The following is a 23,394-nucleotide window of genomic DNA, read 5'->3' on the forward strand; positions in this document are numbered from 1 at the left end:
CGGTGCTTGTGACACCCGTCGTCGATAATTGCCGGAATCGTTGCATTTTGCGGGTTTAGTGCGCAACCGTCACCCGTAAAGTGTAGATCGCCGGGAATGGTGCTGAATCAACTGGCCCCATCGCGAGCAGGCTCACTCCTACAGTTAACCTCATTCCCCTGTAGGAGTGAGCCTGCTCGCGATGAAGCCCTGTCAGCCACTGGATATCCCGAGTGGTACTTGCATCTTGCCGCCCCCACCCGCATAACTTGAGCCATGAATCTGCCCATCCCCAAGGACGCGGCCCTGGCAGGCTTTCAACCCGCCGTCAGCGCCTGGTTCAGCAGCACTTTCCCGACGGTCACCGCCGCCCAGGCCCGCGCATGGCCGTTGATTCGCCAGCGCCGTTCGACGCTGATTGCCGCGCCCACCGGCTCCGGTAAAACCCTTACCGCGTTTCTCGCGGTGCTTGACGACCTCGTTCGCCGGGGCCTGGAAAACCCTGACGGCTTGCCCGACGAAACCTTGGTGGTCTACGTTTCGCCGCTCAAGGCGTTATCCAACGACATCCGCATCAACCTGCAAACTCCGCTGGCCGAAATCACTGAACAGTTGCGCCAGATGGGCCTGCCCGAATTGCAGATCACCACGGCGGTGCGCACCGGCGACACCCCGCAAAAAGACCGCGCCGCCATGCGCAAAAGTGCGCCGCACATTCTGGTAACCACGCCGGAATCGCTGTACGTGCTGCTCGGCTCCGAATCCGGACGCAAAATGCTCGGCAGCACACGCACGGTGATCATCGACGAGATTCACGCAATCGCGGCCGGCAAACGCGGCAGTCATCTGGCGCTGAGCCTCGAACGCCTGCAGGCGCTGTGTGCCGAACCCTTGACCCGCATCGGCTTGTCCGCCACGCAAAAGCCGATCGATGCCGTGGCACGGTTTCTGGTCGGCACCGATCGCCCCTGCGAAATCATCGACATCGGCCACGCCCGGCCACGGGATCTGGGCATCGAGGTGCCGCCGGTGCCGTTGTCGGCGGTGATGGCCAACGATGTCTGGGAACTGGTTTATGACCGGCTCGCCGAACTGGCCCGCGAGCACTGCACCACGCTGATTTTCGTCAACACCCGGCGCCTCGCCGAACGCCTGAGCCGACACCTCAGCGAACGCCTCGGCAAACACGCGGTGGCCGCGCACCACGGCAGCCTGGCCAAGGAATTCCGCCTCGACGCCGAACAGCGGCTCAAGCGCGGCGAGCTGCAAGTGCTGATCGCCACTGCGTCGCTGGAGTTGGGCATCGATATCGGCGAAGTCGATCTGGTCTGCCAAATATCCTCGCCGCGTTCGATTGCCGGGTTTCTGCAAAGGGCCGGGCGCTCCGGGCACCAAGTCGGCGGCACACCCAAGGGCCGCTTGTTCGCCACCACCCGCGACGACCTGATCGAATGCGCCGCCCTGCTCGACTGCGTGCGCCGTGGCGAGCTCGACACCCTGCACATCCCCGAGGCGCCGCTGGATGTGCTGGCGCAGCAGATCATCGCCGAAGTCAGTTGCCGGGAATGGGCGGAAGACGCGCTGCTGGCGCTGTTCCGCAAAGCCTCGCCCTACCGCGATCTCGACGAAAAACACTATCAGGCGCTGCTGACGATGCTCGCCGAAGGCTACAACGGTCGTCAGGGCATCCGCAGCGCCTACCTGCATCGCGATGCGGTCAGCCGCACCCTGCGTGGCCGCCGTGGCGCGCAACTGACCGCCGTGACCAGCGGCGGCACCATCCCCGACAACGCCGATTACAGCGTGATGCTTGAGCCACAAGGCCTGAACATCGGCAGCGTCAACGAAGACTTTGCCGTGGAAAGTATCGCGGGTGATGTGTTCCAGCTCGGCAACACCTCCTACCGAATCTTGCGGGTTGAAACCGGCAAGGTGCGGGTCGAGGATGCTCAGGGCCAGCCGCCGACCATTCCGTTCTGGCTCGGCGAAGCCCCGGGGCGCAGCGATGAATTGTCGGCGGCGGTGGCGCGCCTGCAAGCGACCCTCGACGAGCTGCTTGGCGTCCGCCCCGGCGATCTGCAACCGGCGCTCGACTGGCTGACCGCAACCCTCGGCCTGAACCGCGCCAGCGCCGAACAGCTGGTGGACTATCTCGCCCGCGCTCGCCTGACCCTCGGCGCCCTGCCCTCGCAGGACACGTTACTGATGGAGCGGTTTTTCGATGAGTCCGGCGGCACCCAATTGATCATCCATTCACCGTTCGGCAGCCGCATCAACCGCGCTTGGGGCCTGGCGCTGCGCAAGCGTTTCTGCCGCACCTTCAACTTCGAATTGCAGGCTGCCGCCAGCGAAGACGCGATCGTCCTGTCGCTGTCCACCAGCCACAGTTTCGAGCTGGACGACGTCTGGCGTTACCTGCACAGCAACAGCGCCGAGCACATCCTGATTCAGGCGATTCTCGACGCGCCATTGTTCGGTGTGCGCTGGCGCTGGAATGCCGGGGTGGCGTTGGCGCTGCCGCGTTTTACCGGCGGGCGCAAAGTTGCGCCGCAATTGCAGCGGATGAAAAGCGAGGACCTGATTGCCAGCGTGTTCCCCGACCAGATCGCCTGCCTGGAAAACCTCGCCGGCGAACGAGAAGTTCCCGAGCATCCGTTGGTTGAGCAGACTCTCGACGATTGCCTGCACGAGGCCATGGACAGCGACGGCTGGCTCAATCTGCTGCGACGCATGGAGTGCGGCGAGGTGCGGTTGATCAGCCGCGACCTGCCGGCACCTTCACCGCTGGCCGCAGAAATTCTCAGCGCGCGGCCGTACAGCTTTCTCGACGATGCGCCGCTGGAAGAACGCCGCACCCAAGCGGTGATCAACCGGCGCTGGAGCGACCCGCAATCCACCGATGATCTCGGTGCGCTGGACGCAGACGCCATCGGCGCGGTGCGTGAAGAAGCGTGGCCGACGCCGGCCAACATCGATGAAATGCATGAGGCGTTGATGAGCCTTGCCTGCATCAGCGACCTTGAAGTTCAGGCTGGCGAACACTGGCGCGAATGGCTTGACGCGCTGACTGCGAGCGGTCGCGCCTGCCGCTTGGCCGTTCCGCCAGTAACGGCAAAAGAAAAGCTTCGCGAGCAGGCTCGCTCCCACATTCAACCGCATTCCGCCAGTTGGAACACAGTCAACTGTGGGAGCGAGCCTGCTCGCGAAGACGGCCTCACAGTCACTACACATCCACAGCCGGGCTCGTTGTGGCTGGCGCGAGAACGCCTGACCTGCCTGTTGGCGCTTTATCCACAGGCCACGCTGCAACCGCAGCAAGAGGCCTTGCCCGGTTTCAACGAACCTTGGACGTTAGAGGAAGCGCTGGTCGAAGTGCTCCGCGCGCGACTGGGCGCATTTGGCCCGCTGCCGTTAGCCGCCATTGCCGAACCACTCGCGTTGCCGATACCGCAGGTCAATCAGGCCCTCGCGCAACTGGAGCGCGAAGGCTACGTGCTGCGCGGTAAATTCACCCCGGGCGCGACGGTTGAGGAATGGTGCGAACGGCATCTGCTGGCGCGCATTCATCGCTATACGGTCAAGCGTCTGCGCCGGGAAATCGAGCCAGTAGCACTGCAGGATTTCATGCGTTTTCTGTTCGACTGGCAGCACCTTTCCCCCGCTACGCGCGGTCAGGGCAGCGCGGTGTTGCCGGCGATTGTCGGTCAGTTCGAAGGTTACCCGGCAGCGGCTTCGGCGTGGGACAGCGACCTTCTCCCGGCGCGCCTGAAAGACTATTCAGCGAGCTGGCTGGATGAGCTGTGTCGCAACGGCAAACTGGTGTGGACGCGCCTCAGCGCCCGGCAAAAAGTCAGCGGCACGGCGTTGCGCAGTACGCCGATTGTGCTGCTGCCGCGCAGTCAGGTCGGATTGTGGAGTGCGCTGGCCGAGCAAACGCCGGTCAGCGAACTGTCAGCGAAAACGCAAAAGGTCTACGAGGCGCTGAGTCAGCACGGCGCGTTGTTTTTCGATGAGTTGATCCATGAGGCGCACCTGCTGCGCACTGAGCTGGAAATCGCCTTGCAGGAACTGGTTGGCGCCGGCCTGGTGAATGCTGACAGCTTCGCCGGTTTGCGCGCCCTGATCACCCCGGCGAGCAAGCGCCAGCAACGCAGCAGTCGTCGCGGACGTGGAGCGTTTATCGGCGGCATGGACGATGCCGGACGCTGGGCGTTGTTGCGACGCGGGCCACCGTTGGAAAGCGGCCAGATGGCGTCACCCGAAACCCTCGAACATGTCGCCATGACGTTGCTGCGCCGCTATGGCGTGGTGTTCTGGCGTCTGCTGGAGCGCGAGGCGGACTGGCTGCCGAGCTGGCGCGAATTGCTGCGCACGTTTCATCGGCTGGAAGCCCGTGGCGAGATTCGCGGCGGGCGGTTTGTCAGTGGTCTGGCGGGGGAACATTTTGCCTTGCCGGAGGCGATTCCGTTGCTGCGCGAAGTTCGGCGGCGGGCACATGACGGCAGTTTGATCGCGGTGTGCGGGGTGGATCCATTGAACCTGGCGGGGACATTGTTGCCGGGGGCAAAAGTGCCGGCGTTGGCGAGTAATCGGTTGGTGTATCGGGATGGGGTGCCGGTGGCAGCCGAGATTGCCGGCAAGCAGGTTTTCTGGAGTGAGCTGGATCAGGTGGTCATGGAGCAGGTGCGTAGCAAGCTGATCCGGCATTGATGCCCACAGGTCTGGCCTCATCGCGGGCAAGCCCGCTCCCACAGGGTTCTGGGCGATGCTGAAATAGAAGGCACACCAAAAATCACTGTGGGAGCGGGCTTGCCCGCGAAGAGGCCGGCAATCCCAGCACAAAATCCGGCGGTCAAGTACTCGACTTCTGCGGCACCTCGCTCGCCACCAGCGCCCCCTCACCCTGCCGCTTGGGCAACAAAACCTGCTGTGGATAAGTCTGCGCGAAATGCACGTCGGGACTGTTATCCACAAGCTTTTTCAAACGCTGGTTGAACGCCCGGCTCACTGCATATTGCCCACCCGATACGGTACGGAACTGCGCCGTCAGCACCACGCCGTTCAGGTCCATTCGGTCCACCCCGAACACATCCAGCGGCCCTTGCAGGTTGTACTTGAGGAACGGGTCTTCACGGATCGAGTCGCCAGTTTCGCGGATCAGTTCGATGGCCTTGTCGACATCGGTGTCGTAAGTGAACTGCACCGAGAAAAAGGCATAGGCGAACTGCCGTGATTGATTGGTCACAGCCTTGATCTGGCCGAACGGCACCGAGTGCACAAACCCCTTGCCGTCACGCAGGCGCAGGGTGCGAATGGTCAGGCCTTCGACGGTGCCGGCGTGCCCGGAATCGAGCACCACCCAGTCGCCGATCGACAGCGTGTCTTCGATGATGATGAACAGCCCGGTGATCACGTCCTGCACCAGTTGCTGCGAACCGAAACCGATCGCCAGACCGACCACCCCGGCACCGGCCAGCAGCGGCGCGACGTTGATGCCGAGGTTGGCCATGGTGGTGATCGCGCAGATCACCACCAGGATGATTTTGATCGCATTGCGCAGCAGCGGCAGGATGGTTTTCACCCGGGTGCTGGGCTGGCGCGACGAGCGTTTGCTGACCGGTGGTTTCAGCGCTTCCTGAATTGCCGTGTCGAGCACCACCCACAACAGCCATGTGACGAGGAAGATCAGGCCGATGCTGCTCAGCGCATTGCTGATCGCGCGTCCGATCGTGCTGCTCTGGGCGAAGTCGAGCAGTGAAACGCCCCAGATCCGCCCGAGAATGTCGATAAAGGCAATCGCGATGACGATCCGCAGCAGCGCGTGCAACAGACTGAGAAAGCGTTCCTTGTAGGCACTGCTGCGCTGGAGCGCTTCGGCCTTTCGCGACTTGAACAGGTGCTGGAGGATGGTGCTGAGGAACACCGTGCCGATCAGCAGCACGGTGGTGAACAGCGCACAACGCAGGGCCTTTTGATTGTCTTCGCCGATGCCGATCAGATTCACCGCCGAAACCAGCACCATCAGCACAATCGGCCAGTACCAGAGCCCGGAAAAAATCCGCAGCGACTCCTGCAACGACGGCTGTTTCAGACGTTGCGCCAGCGGTCGGTTGCGAATCAGATGCGCCACCGGCCGGCGCAGGCGAATCACCAGCAGACCGAAGATGATCGAGGCGATCAACCCGGTGAACACCGCGACACTGCTGGTGATGTTGCCGCCTAATTGACGGGCAATCTGTGGGCTGGTCAACGCGTCACTGAGGGCAGCAAGAAAGCCGATCAGGAACAGCGGTTTCGGACAGTAGTCGCGAATGATCCGCGCGGCCGGCCGTTTGTGCCCGACGTTGAACATCACCACAACGCACAACAACATCGAGGTGGAGAAAATCCCGCTGCTGGTGGCGTAGGCAAAACACAGCGCCAGCGCCCGACCGACCGAGGCCTGCAGAAAGTGACTGACGTACAGCGTCAGCGGCAGGCAGATCAGCGCTGGCAGCGTGTACGGCAGCAGGTAGCCAACCAGGTCCTGACTGCGCTGGCGGGTGCGCAGCCAACGACCCTGACTCAGCCGCTTGGCCAGCAGGCTGCCGAGCACCGTGAGCAACGCGAAGGCGCCAAGCCACACGCCGGACAGAGTCAGGAAATCCCCGGCGACGCTCCAGCCGGATCGGTTCGACGGCTGGTTGACCAGTTTGTCGACCTCATCCGCCGCCCGGTCGGCACGCAAGCGCCAGGCGTCGACCAGATGCTCATTGAGATCGAGTTTGTCCTGCACGTCGTCGATGCTCGAACTGATTGCGCCGAGCAGACCACCCTGAACGATGGGCTCGGGTTTGGCCGGCTCTTCAGCAGCGGCCGGAACCCCCGGTAGCGTGGCGGCTTCGAGTTCGCTGGCGCCGAGAAACAGCAGCGCTCCCAGCAGAATGGCGATCCTGAACTTGGTCAAAACTCCGATCCCTCTTGGCTGAACCTGTAAGGAACTGATCGGTAATTGTCTGGCAAGTTCAAGAGCACCCTCACCCCAGCCCTCTCCCCGAGGGAGAGGGAGCCGACCGAGTTGTGCTCTCGAGCTACATCGACCTGAAATATCCAGCCGAACTCAATATTGAGTGCAACCGAGATCAGCTCCCTTCCCCCTCGCCCCTTTGGGGGAGAGGTTTGGGGTGAGGGGGAGCGCTTTTGACCTTTGCGTCCAAGGCAAATATCAAATGCCCAACCCTGTATTTTTCCGCACAACCCAAACCCCGACACTGCGCTCCATTCAAACCTCTACCGGAGTGCTGTCATGCCCATTGCCTTGCTCGCGCTGACCCTCAGCGCATTCGCCATCGGGACGACCGAGTTCGTCATCGTCGGCCTGTTACCCACCATTGGCGCCGATCTCGGCGTCAGCCTGCCGTCCGCCGGGCTGCTGGTCAGTCTGTATGCGTTGGGCGTTGCCATTGGCGCGCCGGTGCTGACCGCCCTCACCGGCAAAGTCCCGCGCAAACTGTTGCTGCTGTCGCTGATGGTGCTGTTCACCCTCGGCAACCTGTTGGCCTGGATGGCGCCGGGTTATGAATCGCTGGTGCTGGCGCGGATCGTCACCGGTCTGGCGCACGGGGTGTTCTTCTCTATCGGCTCGACCATTGCCACCAGTCTGGTGCCCAAGGAAAAGGCTGCCAGCGCGATTGCCATAATGTTCACCGGCCTCACTGTGGCGTTGGTCACCGGCGTGCCGCTGGGCACGTTCATCGGTCAGCATTTCGGCTGGCGCGAAACCTTCCTCGCCGTCTCGGCGCTCGGTGTGATCGCGTTTATCGGCAGCCTGCTGTATGTGCCGAACGACATTGCCCACAGCAAACCGGCGTCCCTGTTGCAACAGCTGCAAGTGCTGAAGCAACCGCGTCTGTTGCTGGTATACGCGATGACCGCGATCGGTTACGGCGGCTCGTTCATCGCCTTCACTTTCCTCGCGCCGATCCTGCAGGACATCTCCGGCTTCAGCGCCGGCACTGTCAGCCTGGTATTGCTGGTGTACGGCGTGTCGGTGGCGGTCGGCAATATCTGGGGCGGCAAACTGGCGGACAAGCGCGGGCCGATCAGCGCCCTGAAAATCATCTTCGCCCTGCTCGCCGCTGTGCTGTTCGTGCTGACCTTCACCGCCGCCAATCCATGGCTGGCGCTAGCCACGGTGCTGGTGTGGGGCGCAGTGGCATTCGGCAACGTGCCAGGGTTGCAGGTGTATGTGGTGCGTCAGGCTGAACATCACACGCCGCAGGCGGTGGATGTGGCATCGGGGCTGAACATTGCCGCGTTCAACCTCGGGATTGCCGGCGGTGCGTGGGGCGGCGGACTGATTGTCGAGCATCTGGGCCTGATTCACACGGCGTGGATCGGCGGGCTGGTGGTGTTGGTGGCGTTGGCGCTGACCGCATGGAGCGGGCGACTGGATCGCCTTGGTCCGACCTATGCCGAAAGCACTTCACGAGTCGTCACCGGCCACTGATCAAATATCTGTCTCAATGATATCCCTCTGTAGGAGCTGCCGGAGGCTGCGATCTTTTGATCTTGAAAGGCAACATCAAAAGATCGCAGCCTCCGGCAGCTCCTACAGACTACCGTCCGTAACGCCACCGAAACTTTCCCGAACCGCCCACAGTCATCAACAGACACAGGCTGTACGAGGACTGACAACGGGAGGGCGGCATGGCAACGATTCACATCGGTATTTCCGGCTGGCGCTACGCTCCGTGGCGCGGGGATTTCTACCCGAAAGGACTGACGCAGAAGCGCGAATTGCAGTTCGCTTCGCGGGCGGTCAACAGCATCGAAATCAATGGATCGTTCTACGCCCTGCAACGGCCCGAACGTTACGCCCAGTGGTACAACGAAACGCCGGACGACTTCGTGTTCAGCGTCAAGGCGCCGCGCTTCATCACCCACGTCCGGCGCTTGCGCGAGATCGAAAAACCGCTGGCGAATTTCTTCGCCTCCGGGGTGCTGGAACTCAAGGAAAAGCTCGGGCCGATCCTCTGGCAGTTTCCACCGAACTTCAAATTCGATCCTGAGCGCTTCGAACACTTCCTCTCATTGTTGCCCCACGATACCGAAGCCGCTGCCGCACTCGCCCGCCAGCACGACTCGCATCTGCACGGCCACGCCAGCCTCAAAGCCTGGCGCAAAAAACCGCTGCGCCATGCCGTGGAAGTGCGTAACGACACGTTCATCGACCCCGATTTCGTGCGCTTGTTGAAACGCTACAACACCGCCCTGGTGATCGCCGACACCGCCGGCAAATGGCCGTACCGCGAAGATCTCACCAGCGACTTCGTTTACCTGCGCCTGCACGGTGCCGAAGAACTTTACGCCAGCGGCTACACCGAATCGGCGCTGCAGAACTGGGCCGAACGGATCGACGCCTGGCACCACGGCCAGCAACCCGGCGATGCGCATCTGATCGCGCCGCGCCTCAAGCCGCGGGCGCGCAAATCCCGCGAAGTATTCTGCTATTTCGACAACGACATCAAAGTCCGCGCGCCCTACGACGCCCGCAGTTTGCTGCACCGTTTTGAGCTGGATAAAACCCTCGCCACCACCCCCGGCGAACCGGCAGCCGAAGGGGTGTTGGCATGAGTATTCCAGAGCCGGTCGGGGTCACCGACGAACAGACCAGCGTCGAAGTGTCGGTGCGCCGTTTCACCGTGCTGACGGTCAACACACACAAGGGTTTCACTGCGCTCAACCGACGTTTCATCCTCCCGGAGTTGCGCGAAGCGGTGCGCAGCGTGGCCGCCGACGTGGTGTTTTTGCAGGAAGTCCACGGCACCCATGAACATCATCCCAAGCGCTACAGCAACTGGCCGACGATGCCGCAATACGAGTTCCTCGCCGACAGTCTGTGGCCGCAGTTCGCCTACGGGCGCAACGCGGTGTATCCGGAGGGCGATCACGGCAATGCGTTGCTGTCGAAATTCCAGATCATCCGCCACGACAACCTCGACGTCTCGATCAGCGGCCACGAGAACCGCGGGCTGCTGCATTGCGTGCTGCGCCTGCCCGGCGATGGCGTCGAAGTGCATGCGATCTGCGTGCATCTGGGTCTGCGCGAAAGCCATCGCAATGCGCAATTGAAACTGCTCGGCGAGCGTCTGGCGGAGCTGCCGGTTGACGCACCGGTGATCGTCGCCGGTGACTTCAATGACTGGCGCCAGCGCGCCGATGCGCTGCTCCAACCCTGCGGTCTGCGCGAGGTGTTCGCCGAACATCACGGCAAACCGGCGCGCAGCTTTCCGGCGCGGCTGCCGACGCTGCGGCTCGATCGTATTTATGTACGCAACCTCAAGGCCAGCCAACCGAAAGTCCTGGCCAACCGGCCCTGGTCACACCTTTCCGACCACGTCCCGTTATCGGTGGAGATCGAACTATGAGCAGCGCACCGCTGGAGAAATCCGCCGTGGAACCGATCAGCATCAACCCGCCAGTGCGCGAGCCCGGGCATGTCGATGTCGAGTACGGCTGGCAGGGCAATAACCGCGTCGAGTTGCTGGAAAACGGCGAGGAATATTTCCCCCGGGTGTTCGACGCCATGCGTGCGGCGAAGAGTGAAATCCTGCTGGAGACCTTCATCGTTTTCGAAGACAAGGTCGGTGCAGAGTTGCAGCAGATCCTGATCGACGCCGCACGACGTGGCGTGCGCACCACTGTCAGTCTCGACGGTTTTGGTTGTGGCGAATTGACCACCGGTTATCTCGCGGCATTGAGCGATGCCGGCGTGCACCTGCAGATATTCGATCCGGCGCCCAAACATCTGGGTTTTCGCACCAACTGGTTCCGCCGCCTGCACCGCAAGATCGTGGTGGTCGACGGACTGATCGCGTTCATTGGCGGGATCAACTTTTCCGGCGATCACCTGGCCGATTTCGGCCCCGAGGCGAAACAGGATTACGCGGTGCAGATTCAGGGGCCGGCGGTCGCTGATATTCACCATTTCGCCCTGCTGCAAAGTGGTAGGCCGGGGCGTGCGCGGTTCTGGTGGCAACGTCGGCGTCAGCGCCGGGCGGACATGGCTTTCAACGATCACGACGGTCAGGTACGGCTGGTGTTTCGCGACAACGATCAGCATCACACCGACATCGAAGACGTGTACTTGCACGCTTTGCGCCGGGCCAAACGCCGGGTGGTGATCGCTAACGCCTACTTCTTCCCCGGCTACCGCCTGCTGCGCGAGATCCGCAACGCGGCGCGCCGTGGCGTCGAGGTGCGGCTGATCCTGCAAGGTCAGCCGGACATGCTGGTGGCCAAACTGGCCGCGCGCATGACCTACGACTATCTGCTCAAGGCCGGGGTGCAGATCCACGAATATTGCCAGCGCCCGCTGCACGGCAAAGTCGCATTGGTGGACGAGGAATGGAGCACCGTCGGCTCGAGCAATCTCGACCCGCTAAGCCTGTCGCTGAACCTGGAAGCCAACGTGCTGATCCGCGATCGCGCGTTCAATCAGCATTTGTTTCAGCGCCTCGAAGACCTGAGCCAAAACCACTGCAAGGCCATGGACGCCAGCATGTCCCCGCGCGGTCGAATCTGGCACATGACAGTAGGGTTTCTGGTGTTTCACTTCCTGCGGCATTTCCCGTCAATGGCCGGTTGGTTGCCGGCGCACAAACCGCGGCTCAAGCCGTTTCGGGGGCGCACGTCATGAGCCATTCCCATGCGCAATCGGCGCCCGCCGTGCATTCTCGATGGAGTCGCTGGAAGCGCCCGCTGACCCTGCTGTTCTTCCTCGCGCTGATCGTGTTGCTGACGATGTTCGCCACCCGTATCGAATGGGCCGAAGTTCTGCAAACCCTCGCCGACTTCAAGGTGCGCACGCTGATCATCGCCGCCAGCCTGACCCTGCTGAGCTTTCTCACCTACGCCAGTTTCGACCTGATCGGCTGCACCTACATTCGCCAGGACCTGACCTGGAAACAGATCCTCCCGGTGGGGATCATCAGTTATGCGTTCAACCTCAATCTCAGCGCCTGGGTCGGCGGGATCGCCATGCGCTATCGGCTGTATTCGCGTTTGGGGGTCAGCAAAAGCAACATTGCCAAGATTCTCGGTCTGAGTCTGGCCACCAACTGGTTCGGTTACATGACGATTGCCGGCGTGGTGTTCAGCAGCGGCCTGGTGAGCATGCCGCCGGGCTGGAAAATCAGCAGTGGCGCATTGCAAGGCATCGGCGTGCTGTTGCTGCTGTTGAGTGTCGGTTACCTCGCCGCGTGCCAGTTCTCGAAGCGCCGCGAGTGGTCGATTCGCGGGGTTGAAATCAACCTGCCATCACTGCGCATGGCCGTCCTGCAATTGCTGCTCGGTGCATTGAACTGGTCGCTGATGGCGGCAGTGATTTTCACTCTGTTGCCGAGCAAACTGGATTATCCGTTGGTGCTCGGCGTGCTGTTGATCAGCGCGATTGCCGGAGTCATCACGCACATTCCGGCGGGGCTCGGGGTGCTGGAAGCGGTGTTCGTCGCGCTGCTGCAGCACGAGGCTTCACGGGGCAGTCTGGTGGCGGGGTTGCTGGCGTATCGGGCGATTTACTTTCTGCTGCCGTTGCTGATTACGGTGGTGATGTATTTGCTGGTGGAGGCCAAGGCCAAGGCTTTGCGGATCGAGAAGAAACCGTCCTGATTTTGTGGCTATGGCTGATGGCCCCTTCGCGAGCAAGCCCGCTCCCACAGGTAGAACGCATTCCAAATGTGGGAGCGGGCTTGCTCGCGAAGGCGTCCGAAGAGCCACAACAAATCATGTGGACTGGATGATGCTCAACCGCTCACCCACCACCATCTCGGTAATCCAGTCCACCAGAATCGAGGTATAGGCCTGCTGCGAAACCGGCTCGCTCAAGGCATGGTCGGCGCCATCGATTATCCGGTGCGTCAGCGAATGCGTCTGCTGACAGGCGGCACGGTAGCTCATGATCGTCGCGTGGGGCACGTAGTCGTCGGTTTCCGATTCCACCAGCAACACACCCCCGGTGAATTGCGAACAGGCGTGCAATGCACGGTTGCTGTCTGCACGGACCAACGTCGCCCGGTAGTCGCGCAGGTCGGCCTTGTCCAGATCACGCTTGGGCGTGTGCCATTGCTCGTCGCGATACAGCGCCGGCACTCGCAGCGCCAGCCAGCGCACCGGGCGCAACGAGGTGAGGATCGAAGCCAGGTAACCGCCATAACTGGTGCCAACCACCGCAATCGCCGAGGTGTCGAGCGCCGGATGCGCCAGCAGGCGGTCGTAAGCTGCGAGCAGGTCACGCAGGTTGTCTTCGCGCGTGACCCGGGTCAGCGGAATGCCGGTGCCACCGGTGTGGCCGCGCAGGTCGAAGGTCAGGCATACACAACCGAGACCGGCGATGCCCTTGGCGCGCTCCAGGTCACGCTCCTGGCTACCGCCCCAACCGTGCACAAACAATACGCCGGGGACTTTCGATTTGGGGCTGAGAAACGTCCCGCTCATCTGTTCATCATCAATGTCGATCTGAATACTTTCGCTTCTAGCCGTCATAAGATTTGACCGTTACGTATTTGAGAAGGAAGTCGCTGTTCTCCGCTGGCCCGCGATAGATTTCGATGGCATCGGCCGGCAGGGTCTGATCGTTGTAGGTCTCCACCGTCGACACGCGAATCGCGGGCATCTGCGGGTCATTGACGAAGCTCTGCAACGCGGCCAATTCAGCGCTGCTGGCACCGCCCATGCGCCAGGATTGTTCGAGCACCCCGCTGCGGGGTTTGCCATTGCTGTCCAGACCTTGGGCAATGTCATAGTTGCGGCGTGAGGCGTAGAAATCTGGATAAGCCTCATCCGCCGCTCGGTCGAAAATCTGCGCCTGCTTGATGGCCAGTCGCACGTCATCCGGCAAGTCCAGCGCCAGCAGATCTGCGTAGCCGCCCTGCACTACCAGCAGATTCGAACCACCATAGACGTCTTCGCCATGGGCATCCTTGGTCAAGTATTGATCACCGCAGTAGCTCAGCACTTTGTCGCCGATGAATGACTGGCCAACGCTGTGGGTGAAGACCTTGCTCAAGTCCTGTTCGAGCACCACGCCATCGCGAAACAACTCGGCAGCCTCCGCACGGGCGAGCACTTCATCGAACGCGTCGAGGCTGTTGATAACTTCCTGGCCGCGACCGGCACAGGCGTGAATCGGCTTCAGGCGGATCGGCCCGCTGTACAGCAAATGCTCGGCAGCGGGTCGCGCATCTTCCACGGCAAACACGGTCAAGCCATCGAGCACCACGTCGCGCACACGCTCGGAGAACAGCGGCGCCCAGCCTTGTGGCGCGTGAGCCAGATGACTGCGCAAGCCGTGGCTGATGGCTTTGGTGCAAATGAAATCGTGTTCGACGTACCCGCCCCACAAGTCCTGTGCGCCTTTGATGCCCAGTGCCTGCGCCTGTCTGGCGCCGACAATGGTTTGCGTGGGCAGCCAGTACAGATCACGACCGCGGTGTTTTTCCGGGTCGTAGCTGCCAGCAAATTTGAGCCCGAGAATTTGCGCCAGCCAACGGGTCAGCGCCTTGTTGGTCTGCACTTCGTGTTGTGGCGCGCCAGCGCGCACCGAGTGTGCGACGACGATTTTTCTGCCTGGCGTCGGGGTCATGCGTCCCCCTTGCAGCGGTTCGGTGAATGTAGCGGTGAAGGGTGCAGAGATCAGGCCAACGACCGTCCTGTGGAAAACTTTGGCCGATCAAAGGCTTGCTAAAACGGTGATGGCACCACGCCCGTTTCAATCTGCACGAAACAGCGCAAATTCGCGGCAATTTGCACGACTGCTGCTCACTCCTACATTAGATATTCGCAGTTTTCACTGGCGGGGTGACGCCAAACCGCGCCCGATAATCACTTGGCGCCAGCCCGGTGATTTTCTTGAAGAGCGCGCGAAACGCTCCCGGATCCTGATAGCCCACGGTCCACGCAATGTGGTCGATGGTACCGTTGGTGAACTCGAGCAACTCGCGCGCTTTGCCTACCCGCAGATGCTGGCAATACTCGGTTGGTTTCAATCCGGTCGCGGCGCGGAATCGGCGCAGAAACGTACGCTCCTCCAGCCCCGCGCGTTCGGCCATCGCGCTGAGCGACACATCGGTGGCGCCGGTGCTTTGCAACCAATGTTGCACCTTGAGAATCGACGCATCGCCATGACTGAGGATCGGCGCAAAATTGCTGCCGCAGGCACTGGCGCTGTCGCTGTGTTCCATCACCAGGAACCGCGCGGTGGCGCTGGCGATGCTCGGCCCGAGCAGACGATCGACAAGACGCAAACCCAGCTCCGACCAGGCCATCAGCCCGGCGGTGGTGATCAGGTCGCCGTCATCGACAATCGGCGTGTCCGCCTTGAGCCGGATGTTCGGATAACGTTCGGCAAACGTCTTGGCCGAAGTCCAGTGCGTGGTGGCGCTGCGAGCGTCGAGCAGGCCGCTTTCTGCCAGCAGCAACGACCCGACGCAGACACCGCCGAGGGTCGCGCCGCCGGCATGCTGATCGCGCAACCACTGCAGCAGCGCGGCAGGCACACGGGACGCCGAAAACCCACCGATGGACGGCGGAATCACCACCGCCAGCAAACCACTGTCGCCGTCCGGGTGACTGTCGTAGATCCGCTGCGGCATCTGCTCGGCATCGCACTGCCAATGACTAACCCGCAGCATCGGCAACTGCGCGCTTTGATGCTCGGCAGCGATTCGGCTGGCGACCGCGAACAGGTCGGTCAAACCGTGCACCGCCGCCAGTTGCGCCCCCGGGTAAATCAGTACGCCCAACTCCACGGCGGCTGTTTCTGCGCCCATGTCAGTTTTCCCCTGCTTATTGTCGGTCCGGCCAATCCTCCAAACGCCGGCCAGCGCCAATACTGAAGCCACTTCCAGCCCAGCTATCGAGGACACACTCATGACCAGACAAGCGCTCATCGTAGTCGATATCCAGAACGACTACTTCCCCCAAGGCAAGTGGCCGCTGGTGGGCGCCGACGCCGCCGCCGACAACGCCGCCCGGATGATCGCCGCGTTCCGCGAAGCCGGTGATGCGGTGGTGCATATCCGCCATGAATTCACCTCGGCGGATGCCCCTTTCTTCGTCCCGGGTTCGGACGGCGCCAAGCTGCATCCGAAAGTGCTCAACAGCGGCGACGAACCCGTGGTGCTCAAGCATTTCGTCAATTCGTTCCGCGAAACCGAGTTGCAATCTATCCTCGATCAACAGGACATCAAGGATCTGGTGATCGTCGGCAGCATGAGCCACATGTGCATCGACGGCATCACCCGTGCGGCGGCGGATCTGGGCTACGGCGTCACGGTGATTCATGACGCCTGCGCCAGCCGCGATCTGGAGTTCAACGGCGTCACGGTGCCTGCCGCCCATGTCCACGCGGCCTTCATGTCGGCGCTGGATTTTGCTTACGCCAGCGTGGTGTCAGCCGACGAGTTCCTCAGCCACTGAGTGATCAGACACACCCGGTAAAAACTTGCGCCCGCCACGCTGCGGGCGTTCTTTCGTCTGTCATGAAAATCTCACGCGTGAGCCATTGATGGCATTTTGAATTGGTTGTAGTGTGGCTCACGCGTGAGATATTCATAACGGAGTCATTGCCATGAAAAGCCGCTCCCCCAATGTTGCGTCAGAGAGCCCACAGGGAGAGCGCTCGAAACCGTCCGCGAAAAAGCCGTCGAGCTTCTACATGAAGCAGATGCGCGCGGGCCTGGCTGCCGCCGGTTATGTGAAACACGAAACTTGGGTACTTCCGGAAAACCGAAGCTTGCTCAAGCAGATGGAGCAACAGCTACGCCAACCGATTCTGGCTGGCTCATTCATGTCGGAGAATTACATGAGCGCAGGCAACAACTGGAACATCGATAGCCTCTTCAACGCCCTCAAGGCACTGGACGAGGTGGCTTCGCACGAGATCACGCTGTCTCTGATCCAGAGCTCCGAACCCAGCATCAAGCTGGAAATGAACGAATTCGGCGGTCTGCCGATTCACATCGCCGTGGCCGGTCAGCAGATCATCGTCGACACCGTGCTGGTGGACATCGATTCGATCACTGACGTGCGCGCCTTCAACGACGCCGTGCTGCGCAGCCGGGAAATGTTCCCGCTGTCGTCGATCGGCATCGAGTCGATGCCCAACGGTCAGACCGTTTACAACATGTTTGGCGCCCTCAGCGCCGACTCGAGCCTGACCAACGTCGTCACCGAGGTGAAAACCCTGGTCGACAACGTGCAGCGCGCGAGCGAAGCCTTCGAACACTTCTTCAAGTAATCAACAGGGAATATCCAATGACTCAGTCCATCTGGAGCAAGTTGTTCACCGCTCTGCGCGGCGGCGCCAATGAAGTCGGCGAAGCGATCGTCGACCAACAGGCCCTGCGTATCCTCGACCAGGAAATCCGCGACGCCGACACCGCGCTGTCGAATGCCCGCCGTGAGCTGGTCACTATCATGGCCAAGCACAAACTGGCCGCTGACCGCGTGAGCGAGTACGACGCCAAGATCAAGGATCTGGAAGCCAAGGCGGTTTCCGCGCTGAACGCCGGCCGTGAAGACCTGGCGATGGAAGTGGCCGAAGCGATTTCGACCCTGACCAACGACCTGACCGCCGAGAAAGCCCAGAGCGACGAGTTCGGCACCTACGCCGAAAACATGCGCAAAGACATCAGCAAGGCCGAGTCGCGGATCAAAAGCCTGCGCCAGCAGGTGGACATGGCCAAGGCCCGTGAAAGTGTGCAGAAAGCACAGGTCAGCGCATCCATCGCCAGCGGCGGCGCCAACGGCAAACTGGAAACCGCCGTCGGCACCCTGAACCGTCTGCAGGCCAAGCAGCAGCAACGCGCTGCTGAGCTGAGCGCGGCGGACGAGCTGGCTGACGCGTCGGCCGGCAACGATCTGGAACGCAAACTGCGCGACGCCGGCATCACGCCGAACGAAGGCAGCGCCAATGCGATCCTTGAGCGTCTGAAGCAAAAATCGGCTCAGTAAAACCGCTCTCCTGTAGGAGCTGCCGCAGGCTGCGATCTTTTGATCTGGATTCAAGATCAAAAGATCGCAGCCTGCGGCAGCTCCTACAGGTTTTTTGCAGCCACAACATTTGCATTTTGCCTGCTCGTTCATCGCCCGGCCCGGTACACTAGCGGCGCTTTTTACGACGAACACCTCCACCCGCCTCAAGGAATGTACCCATGGGATGGTTCAAAGACTTGCTGGGCACCAGCAATTGGCAGTCTGCCGCACCCGTTCCAGTGGCCGGCGGCCCACTCGGAATGGCACAAGGTAAAGGCGTGCGGTTCGATTCAACCCTGGCCTTGCTGCTCGATGGCAGCACCTCGGTGCAGGTTCCAGCGGCAGAGGCAATCTGGAGCGCCGGCTGGATCGATCTCGGCCAATCCAACAAGCTGCACCGCTACTACCTCAATAATGAGGACTTCTGGCTGCAGATCCACGTCACCGGTGACGATCAGATCGAGTCGGTCACCTTGTTCAACTACCTCAGTTACGTGACCGTCAACAGTGACGCCGAACTGCAGCGCCTGGCCGGCCCGGCAAGCCCGATCGGCCTGCCGACCTACACCCATGACGGCATCCAGTACAGCCGTGAATGGGGTACCGAGCAAGGCCAGACCGAACTGGTGCCGCTGACCGAACACGTGGTCAACCCGGACGAGTCCTACACCATCGAACACCACTCGATGCTCTACGCTCGCGAGACCGGCCTGACCGATCGCCGCGAACTGCTGCTGTTCTCCGTCGAACAGGACGAGGAAGGCACCGTCAGCCTGAGCACCTCGCTGGGCATTTCGCTGTACACGACTGATTTGAGCACCATTTAAAAAAGGAAGTTTTCCATGCTGGAAGTACTGGCCGTTTCCCTGAACAAGACCGCGCTGGTCGGTTTCATCGTCTACCTGATCGGCGCCGTGCTGCTGTTCATGCTGTTTCAGTTCGTCTACACCCGCATCACGCCGCACAAAGAATTCGAGCTGATCCGCTCCGGCAACATCGCCGCCGCCGTCGCCTTGGCGGGCGCGATCATCGGCTTCGCGATTCCGGCCAGCAACGTGATCGCGTTTTCGGTCAACGTTCTCGACTTCGTGTTGTGGGCCGTGATTGCAGCCGTGGTGCAGCTGCTGGCCTTCCTCGCCACGGGGCTGGTGCTCAAGGGCACGTCGCAGCGTATCGCCAACGGTGAAATCGCTTCGGGTATCTATGTGGCCGCAGTGGCCATCAGCGTCGGCATGCTTAACGCCGCGTGCATGACCCCGTCCAACTGATCGGCAGGAAGCCTTCGATGAAACGCAGCAAGTACGTTCAACTGTCTCTCGCGGCCTCGGTGGCCATGGCCATTTCCGGCGAAGCGGCAGCGCTGGACTCCCAACGCTTTCAAACGGTCGAACAGTGCGTCGATGCCTCGGTCGCGGCCGACGTCTGCTCGAACGCCTACGTCGCGGCACTCACTGAACACCGACGCATTGCACCGGCCTATGACGACAAGGCCAAGTGCGACGCAGACTTTGCTGCCGACTGGTGTCAGAAAAATTCCGACGGCCGCTTCGTGCCGAAGCTCGGCGGTTTCAAGGTGCCGCAAAACGCTGAGACGCCTCAGGACCTGAATGCGATTGCCAATGCGCAGATGCCTGCCGGAGACGCGGCCGCTGCGCAGAACGTGCAAAGCACTTCGCACTCCTCCAGTGGCGGCAATGGCTGGCTCTCTGGCTGGCTGATCGGCAATGCGATGAGCAACAACGCCAATCGCACGGTCTATCGCGACCGCGATACGCGCCAGACCTACAACACCTCGGCGCAGTACCGCAAAATCGAATCGGCACCGGCTACCCGCACCGACAGCCGCTACGACAGCTCCCGAAGCAAACCGGTCAATGTCGCTTCGTCGACGTCCCGCGGCGGCTTCGGCAGCCAGTCTTCCGCGCGCAGCGGTTGGGGCGGCTGGGGCAGTTCGAGCAGCTGACCATGAAGAAGATCCACTGCGCCGAGCGCCCCGACTGGAAACAGACTGCCGAAAGCCTCGGTTTTCTGTTTCACACCATCGACGACGAGCCGTACTGGGACGAAAGCGCCTACTACCAGTTCACGCTCGCGCAGATTGAAAACGATCTGGAGGATCCGACCACCGAACTGCACGAGATGTGCATGGATCTGGTCGACCGCGTGGTGCACAGCGAAGAGCTGCTGGATCGCCTGAGCATCCCGGCGTCGTACTACGACATGATCCGCACTTCCTGGCTGGAAGGTCATCCCCATCTCTACGGGCGCATGGACTTTTCCTACAGCGGCAACGGCCCGGCAAAGCTGCTGGAACTCAACTACGACACGCCGACCAGCCTTTATGAGGCAGCGGCGTTTCAGTGGGGCTGGCTGGAGCAGTGCATCGAGCGCGGAATGCTGCCGCGCCACGCCGACCAGTTCAACAGCATCGACACCAAGCTGCATCAGGCATTTGCCGAGTTGCAACTCAAGCGCCCGTTCTACTTCGCTTCGATGAAAGACTCGGTCGAAGACAAGGGCACCACCGATTACCTGCGGCTGATTGCGGAAAAGGTCGGCATCGAATCCCGGCACATCGACATCGAAGACATCGGTCTGAACGCCGAGGGTCGCTTCGTCGATCTGCAGGATCGCTGGATCCCGCATCTGTTCAAGCTGCATGCCTGGGAATTCATCTTCCACGAGCCATTCGGTGCGGCGATTGCCCAGTGCGATACGCAGTTTTTCGAACCGGCGTGGAAGTCGATCCTGTCGAACAAAGGTGCACTGCCGCTGCTATGGGAGTTGCACAAGGGCCATCCGAATCTGCTCGCGGCGCATCTTGATCCGAATCCGGCCAGTGCAGTGCCCAAGGGTTGGGTGCGCAAACCGTACTTTTCCCGCGAAGGCGCGAACATCGAGCTGCAAACGGCAGAGGGTTTGATCGTCAAGGAGGACGGGCCGTATACCGATGCCCCGTTCATCCTGCAGGAATTTGCGCCATTAGCGAAGTTCGACGACAGCTACACGCTGGTCGGCTCTTGGGTAATTGGTGATCAGGCGGCGGGGATCGGCGTGCGGGAAGACAACAGCCTGATCACCAAGGATTCCAGCCGGTTTCTACCGCACCTGATCCTCGACTGAGGCACAGATTCCTCCTTGCAGGAGCTGCGGCACGCTGCGATCTTTTGACCTTGATTTAAAAGATCAAAAGATCGCAGCCTTCGGCAGCTCCTACAGGGGATTGAGGAACCATAAATTTTGCGCCACAAAAAAGGCCCGTCGTGTTGAACGACGGGCCTTTTTTATTCAGCGTGGATGCAGCAGCGAATCAGAACGGGATGTCGTCATCGAAGCTGTCGAAATCCGGGGCCGGTTGCGGTGCAGCCTGCTGTGGAGCCGGGGCTGGACGCTGTTGTGGAGCCGACTGCTGCGGACGCGGAGCCTGTTGGCGTGGCGCCTGCTGCTGGTAGTTGTTGCCACCGCCTTGTTGGTCGCCCTGTTGTGGACGGCCGCCGAGCAGTTGCATGGTGCCTTGCATGTCGACCACGATTTCTGTGGTGTAACGCTTGATACCGTCTTTTTCCCACTCGCGGGTCTGCAGCTTGCCTTCGATGTACACCTGCGAACCTTTACGCAGGTACTCGCCGGCGATTTCCGCAACCTTGCCGAACATCGAAACACGGTGCCATTCGGTCTTCTCGACCTTTTGACCGGTTTGCTTGTCGGTCCACTGTTCGCTGGTTGCCAGACTCAGGTTGGTCACGGCGTTACCGTTAGGCAGGTAGCGAACTTCGGGATCCTGGCCGCAAGTGCCGACCAATATGACTTTGTTAACCCCACGGGCCATAACGTTCTCCTAGGCTTCGCAAGCAGCCCCGGCCGGGTTGTTCACCAGGCGTTCGAGGGTGTCGCGATCCACTAATTCTTTGTCCAGTTTGATGTAAACAGCCGCTTCATCAGCAACTATCACTGCATCTGTTACCCCTACGAGGGCCTTGAGGCGCTCGACCAGACCCGCTTCGCGGATCGCCTCGGGCGACAACGGCAAGCGCAGGCTCGTCACGTAGGGTGGTTCGCGCATGGTAACAGCAAAGGCTAGCCAGATGGCAGCCAGCCCGGCACATCCGAGGAAGACAACCGACAGACCGCCATGCTGAAACAGCCAGCCGCCGAGTATCCCGCCGAGTGCCGAACCGAGGAACTGGCTGGTGGAATACACGCCCATGGCCGTGCCCTTGCCGCCTGCCGGTGAAACCTTGCTGATCAGCGACGGCAACGAAGCTTCCAGCAGATTGAACGCGGTGAAGAACACCACCGTGCCGATCACCAGAGCCCGCAAGCTGTCACCGAACTGCCAGAAGAATAGCTCAGTGAGCATCAACGTCAGGACGGCGCCGAGCAAAATTCGTTTCATTTTGCGTTTCTTCTCGCCGTAGATGATGAACGGGATCATGGCGAAGAAAGAAATCAGCAGTGCGGTCAGGTAAACCCACCAGTGCTGCTCCTTGGGCAGCCCGGCCTTTTCCACCAGCGCCAGCGGCAGGGCGACGAAGCTCGACATCAGCATCGCGTGCAACACAAAAATGCCCAAGTCCAGGCGCAGCAGATCCGGATGTTTGAGCGTCGGCATCAAGGCCTGACGCGCCACACCAGACTCTCGATGGCTCAATGGCCCGGTGGATTTCGGCACCATGAACATCACGATGACGATCCCGAACAGAGCCATGCCGCCAGTAGCGAGGAACAGCCCGGACAGGCCGAACGCGCGGGTCAGCAACGGCCCGACCACCATGGCCACGGCGAACGACAGACCGATAGTCATGCCGATCATGGCCATGGCTTTGGTGCGGTGTTGTTCACGGGTCAGGTCGGAAAGCAACGCCATGACCGCAGCGGAAATCGCCCCGGCGCCCTGCAGGATGCGTCCGGCAATCACGCCCCAGATCGAATCGGCCTGAGCCGCCAGCACACTGCCAAGGGCGAAGACCACCAGCCCGAGGAAAATCACCGGCCGCCGGCCGATACGGTCGGAAATGATCCCGAACGGAATCTGGAAAATCGCCTGGGTCAGGCCGTAAGCGCCAATCGCCAGCCCGATCAGGGCCGGGGTCGCTCCCGCCAGGTCCATGCCGTAGGTCGCCAGTACCGGCAACACCATGAACATGCCAAGCATACGGAAGGCGAACACCAGGGCCAGACCGCTCGCTGCGCGGGTCTCGCTGCCACTCATGCGTTCGCTGTGGGGATCGTGCATGGAAAAACCTCGTGTGAACCGGCGGCGATTCTACCAGTCCCATCGAAAGACGGGGTATATCGCGACGCTATGACGCGTATAGATGAAACTCTCTTCATGCAAGGTAAAAAACCCTTCGTTTGATAGTGTGCATCCATCCAGTATTTGCCCGTATACTCCTACGT

General features: G+C 61.3%; 19 protein-coding genes. 13 read left to right on the top strand and 6 right to left on the bottom strand.

The window, feature by feature from the left end; translation table 11 throughout:
* Positions 1-255: 255 nt before the first annotated feature.
* Positions 256-4,689, top strand: a complete 4,434-nt coding sequence (locus JN524_RS21570; RefSeq protein ID WP_202370635.1) for a DEAD/DEAH box helicase — start codon at positions 256-258, stop codon at positions 4,687-4,689.
* 142 nt (positions 4,690-4,831) lie between these two features.
* Here the strand turns inward: JN524_RS21570 and JN524_RS21575 are convergent, their stop codons facing one another.
* Positions 4,832-6,925, bottom strand: coding sequence for a mechanosensitive ion channel family protein (locus tag JN524_RS21575; protein WP_202370636.1), 2,094 nt, complete (start codon positions 6,923-6,925; stop codon positions 4,832-4,834).
* 339 nt (positions 6,926-7,264) lie between these two features.
* Between JN524_RS21575 and JN524_RS21580 the strand changes: the two genes are divergently transcribed.
* The 5 genes from JN524_RS21580 (at position 7,265) to JN524_RS21600 (ending at position 12,630) form a co-directional block, all read left to right on the top strand.
* Positions 7,265-8,467 carry an MFS transporter gene (locus tag JN524_RS21580; protein WP_202370637.1) on the top strand — a complete coding sequence of 401 codons (1,203 nt, stop codon included), beginning with the start codon at positions 7,265-7,267 and terminating at the stop codon, positions 8,465-8,467.
* A 200-nt stretch (positions 8,468-8,667) separates the two neighbouring features.
* Positions 8,668-9,594, top strand: a complete 927-nt coding sequence (locus JN524_RS21585) for a DUF72 domain-containing protein (protein ID WP_202370638.1) — start codon at positions 8,668-8,670, stop codon at positions 9,592-9,594.
* Entirely contained in the window at positions 9,591-10,388 is a 798-nt protein-coding gene (locus tag JN524_RS21590) for an endonuclease/exonuclease/phosphatase family protein (protein WP_202370639.1), read from the top strand. The genes JN524_RS21585 and JN524_RS21590 overlap by 4 nt, the downstream gene beginning before the upstream one ends.
* Complete coding sequence (gene clsB / locus JN524_RS21595; RefSeq protein WP_202370640.1) at positions 10,385-11,659, top strand: cardiolipin synthase ClsB; 1,275 nt, start codon at positions 10,385-10,387, stop codon at positions 11,657-11,659. The genes JN524_RS21590 and clsB overlap by 4 nt, the downstream gene beginning before the upstream one ends.
* A complete protein-coding gene (locus JN524_RS21600; protein ID WP_202370641.1) occupies positions 11,656-12,630 on the top strand; it encodes a lysylphosphatidylglycerol synthase domain-containing protein in 975 nt (324 codons plus the stop codon). Before clsB ends, JN524_RS21600 begins: the two co-directional genes overlap by 4 nt.
* A gap of 114 nt (positions 12,631-12,744) precedes the next feature.
* On the opposite strand, the gene JN524_RS21605 is transcribed toward JN524_RS21600, so the two are convergent.
* The 3 genes from JN524_RS21605 to JN524_RS21615 all read right to left on the bottom strand — a co-directional run bounded on the left by JN524_RS21605 (position 12,745) and on the right by JN524_RS21615 (position 15,788).
* On the bottom strand, positions 12,745-13,503 hold the full coding sequence (locus JN524_RS21605) for an alpha/beta hydrolase family protein (protein WP_202370642.1): 759 nt from the start codon (positions 13,501-13,503) through the stop codon (positions 12,745-12,747).
* Entirely contained in the window at positions 13,493-14,602 is a 1,110-nt protein-coding gene (locus tag JN524_RS21610) for a DUF3182 family protein (protein WP_202370643.1), read from the bottom strand. The genes JN524_RS21605 and JN524_RS21610 overlap by 11 nt, the downstream gene beginning before the upstream one ends.
* 187 nt (positions 14,603-14,789) lie before the next feature.
* Entirely contained in the window at positions 14,790-15,788 is a 999-nt protein-coding gene (locus JN524_RS21615; protein WP_202370644.1) for a GlxA family transcriptional regulator, read from the bottom strand.
* Between the two features lie 100 nt (positions 15,789-15,888).
* On the opposite strand from JN524_RS21615, the gene JN524_RS21620 reads away from it, so the two are divergent.
* From JN524_RS21620 to JN524_RS21650, 7 genes are all read left to right on the top strand, one after another.
* Positions 15,889-16,437 (top strand): cysteine hydrolase family protein, encoded by a 549-nt coding sequence (locus tag JN524_RS21620; protein ID WP_202370645.1) that lies wholly within the window; start codon positions 15,889-15,891, stop codon positions 16,435-16,437.
* 238 nt (positions 16,438-16,675) lie between these two features.
* On the top strand, positions 16,676-17,257 hold the full coding sequence (locus JN524_RS21625) for a YjfI family protein (RefSeq protein WP_230679397.1): 582 nt from the start codon (positions 16,676-16,678) through the stop codon (positions 17,255-17,257).
* Between the two features lie 17 nt (positions 17,258-17,274).
* Entirely contained in the window at positions 17,275-17,973 is a 699-nt protein-coding gene (locus tag JN524_RS21630; protein ID WP_202370647.1) for a PspA/IM30 family protein, read from the top strand.
* Positions 17,974-18,173: 200 nt separating this feature from the next.
* Complete coding sequence (locus JN524_RS21635) at positions 18,174-18,821, top strand: DUF2491 family protein (RefSeq protein WP_202370648.1); 648 nt, start codon at positions 18,174-18,176, stop codon at positions 18,819-18,821.
* Between the two features lie 15 nt (positions 18,822-18,836).
* Entirely contained in the window at positions 18,837-19,262 is a 426-nt protein-coding gene (locus JN524_RS21640; RefSeq protein ID WP_202370649.1) for a DUF350 domain-containing protein, read from the top strand.
* Positions 19,263-19,279: 17 nt separating this feature from the next.
* Entirely contained in the window at positions 19,280-19,957 is a 678-nt protein-coding gene (locus JN524_RS21645) for a DUF1190 domain-containing protein (RefSeq protein WP_202370650.1), read from the top strand.
* Between the two features lie 2 nt (positions 19,958-19,959).
* Complete coding sequence (locus JN524_RS21650) at positions 19,960-21,117, top strand: glutathionylspermidine synthase family protein (RefSeq protein ID WP_202370651.1); 1,158 nt, start codon at positions 19,960-19,962, stop codon at positions 21,115-21,117.
* Between the two features lie 187 nt (positions 21,118-21,304).
* On the opposite strand, the gene JN524_RS21655 is transcribed toward JN524_RS21650, so the two are convergent.
* Both JN524_RS21655 and JN524_RS21660 read right to left on the bottom strand, forming a co-directional pair.
* Complete coding sequence (locus JN524_RS21655) at positions 21,305-21,823, bottom strand: single-stranded DNA-binding protein (RefSeq protein WP_007966163.1); 519 nt, start codon at positions 21,821-21,823, stop codon at positions 21,305-21,307.
* 9 nt (positions 21,824-21,832) lie between these two features.
* Entirely contained in the window at positions 21,833-23,230 is a 1,398-nt protein-coding gene (locus tag JN524_RS21660; RefSeq protein WP_027614250.1) for an MFS transporter, read from the bottom strand.
* Between the last annotated feature and the right edge of the window lie 164 nt (positions 23,231-23,394).

It is taken from the genome of Pseudomonas sp. MWU318 (assembly GCF_016756945.1).
GTDB lineage: Bacteria > Pseudomonadota > Gammaproteobacteria > Pseudomonadales > Pseudomonadaceae > Aquipseudomonas > Aquipseudomonas putida_A.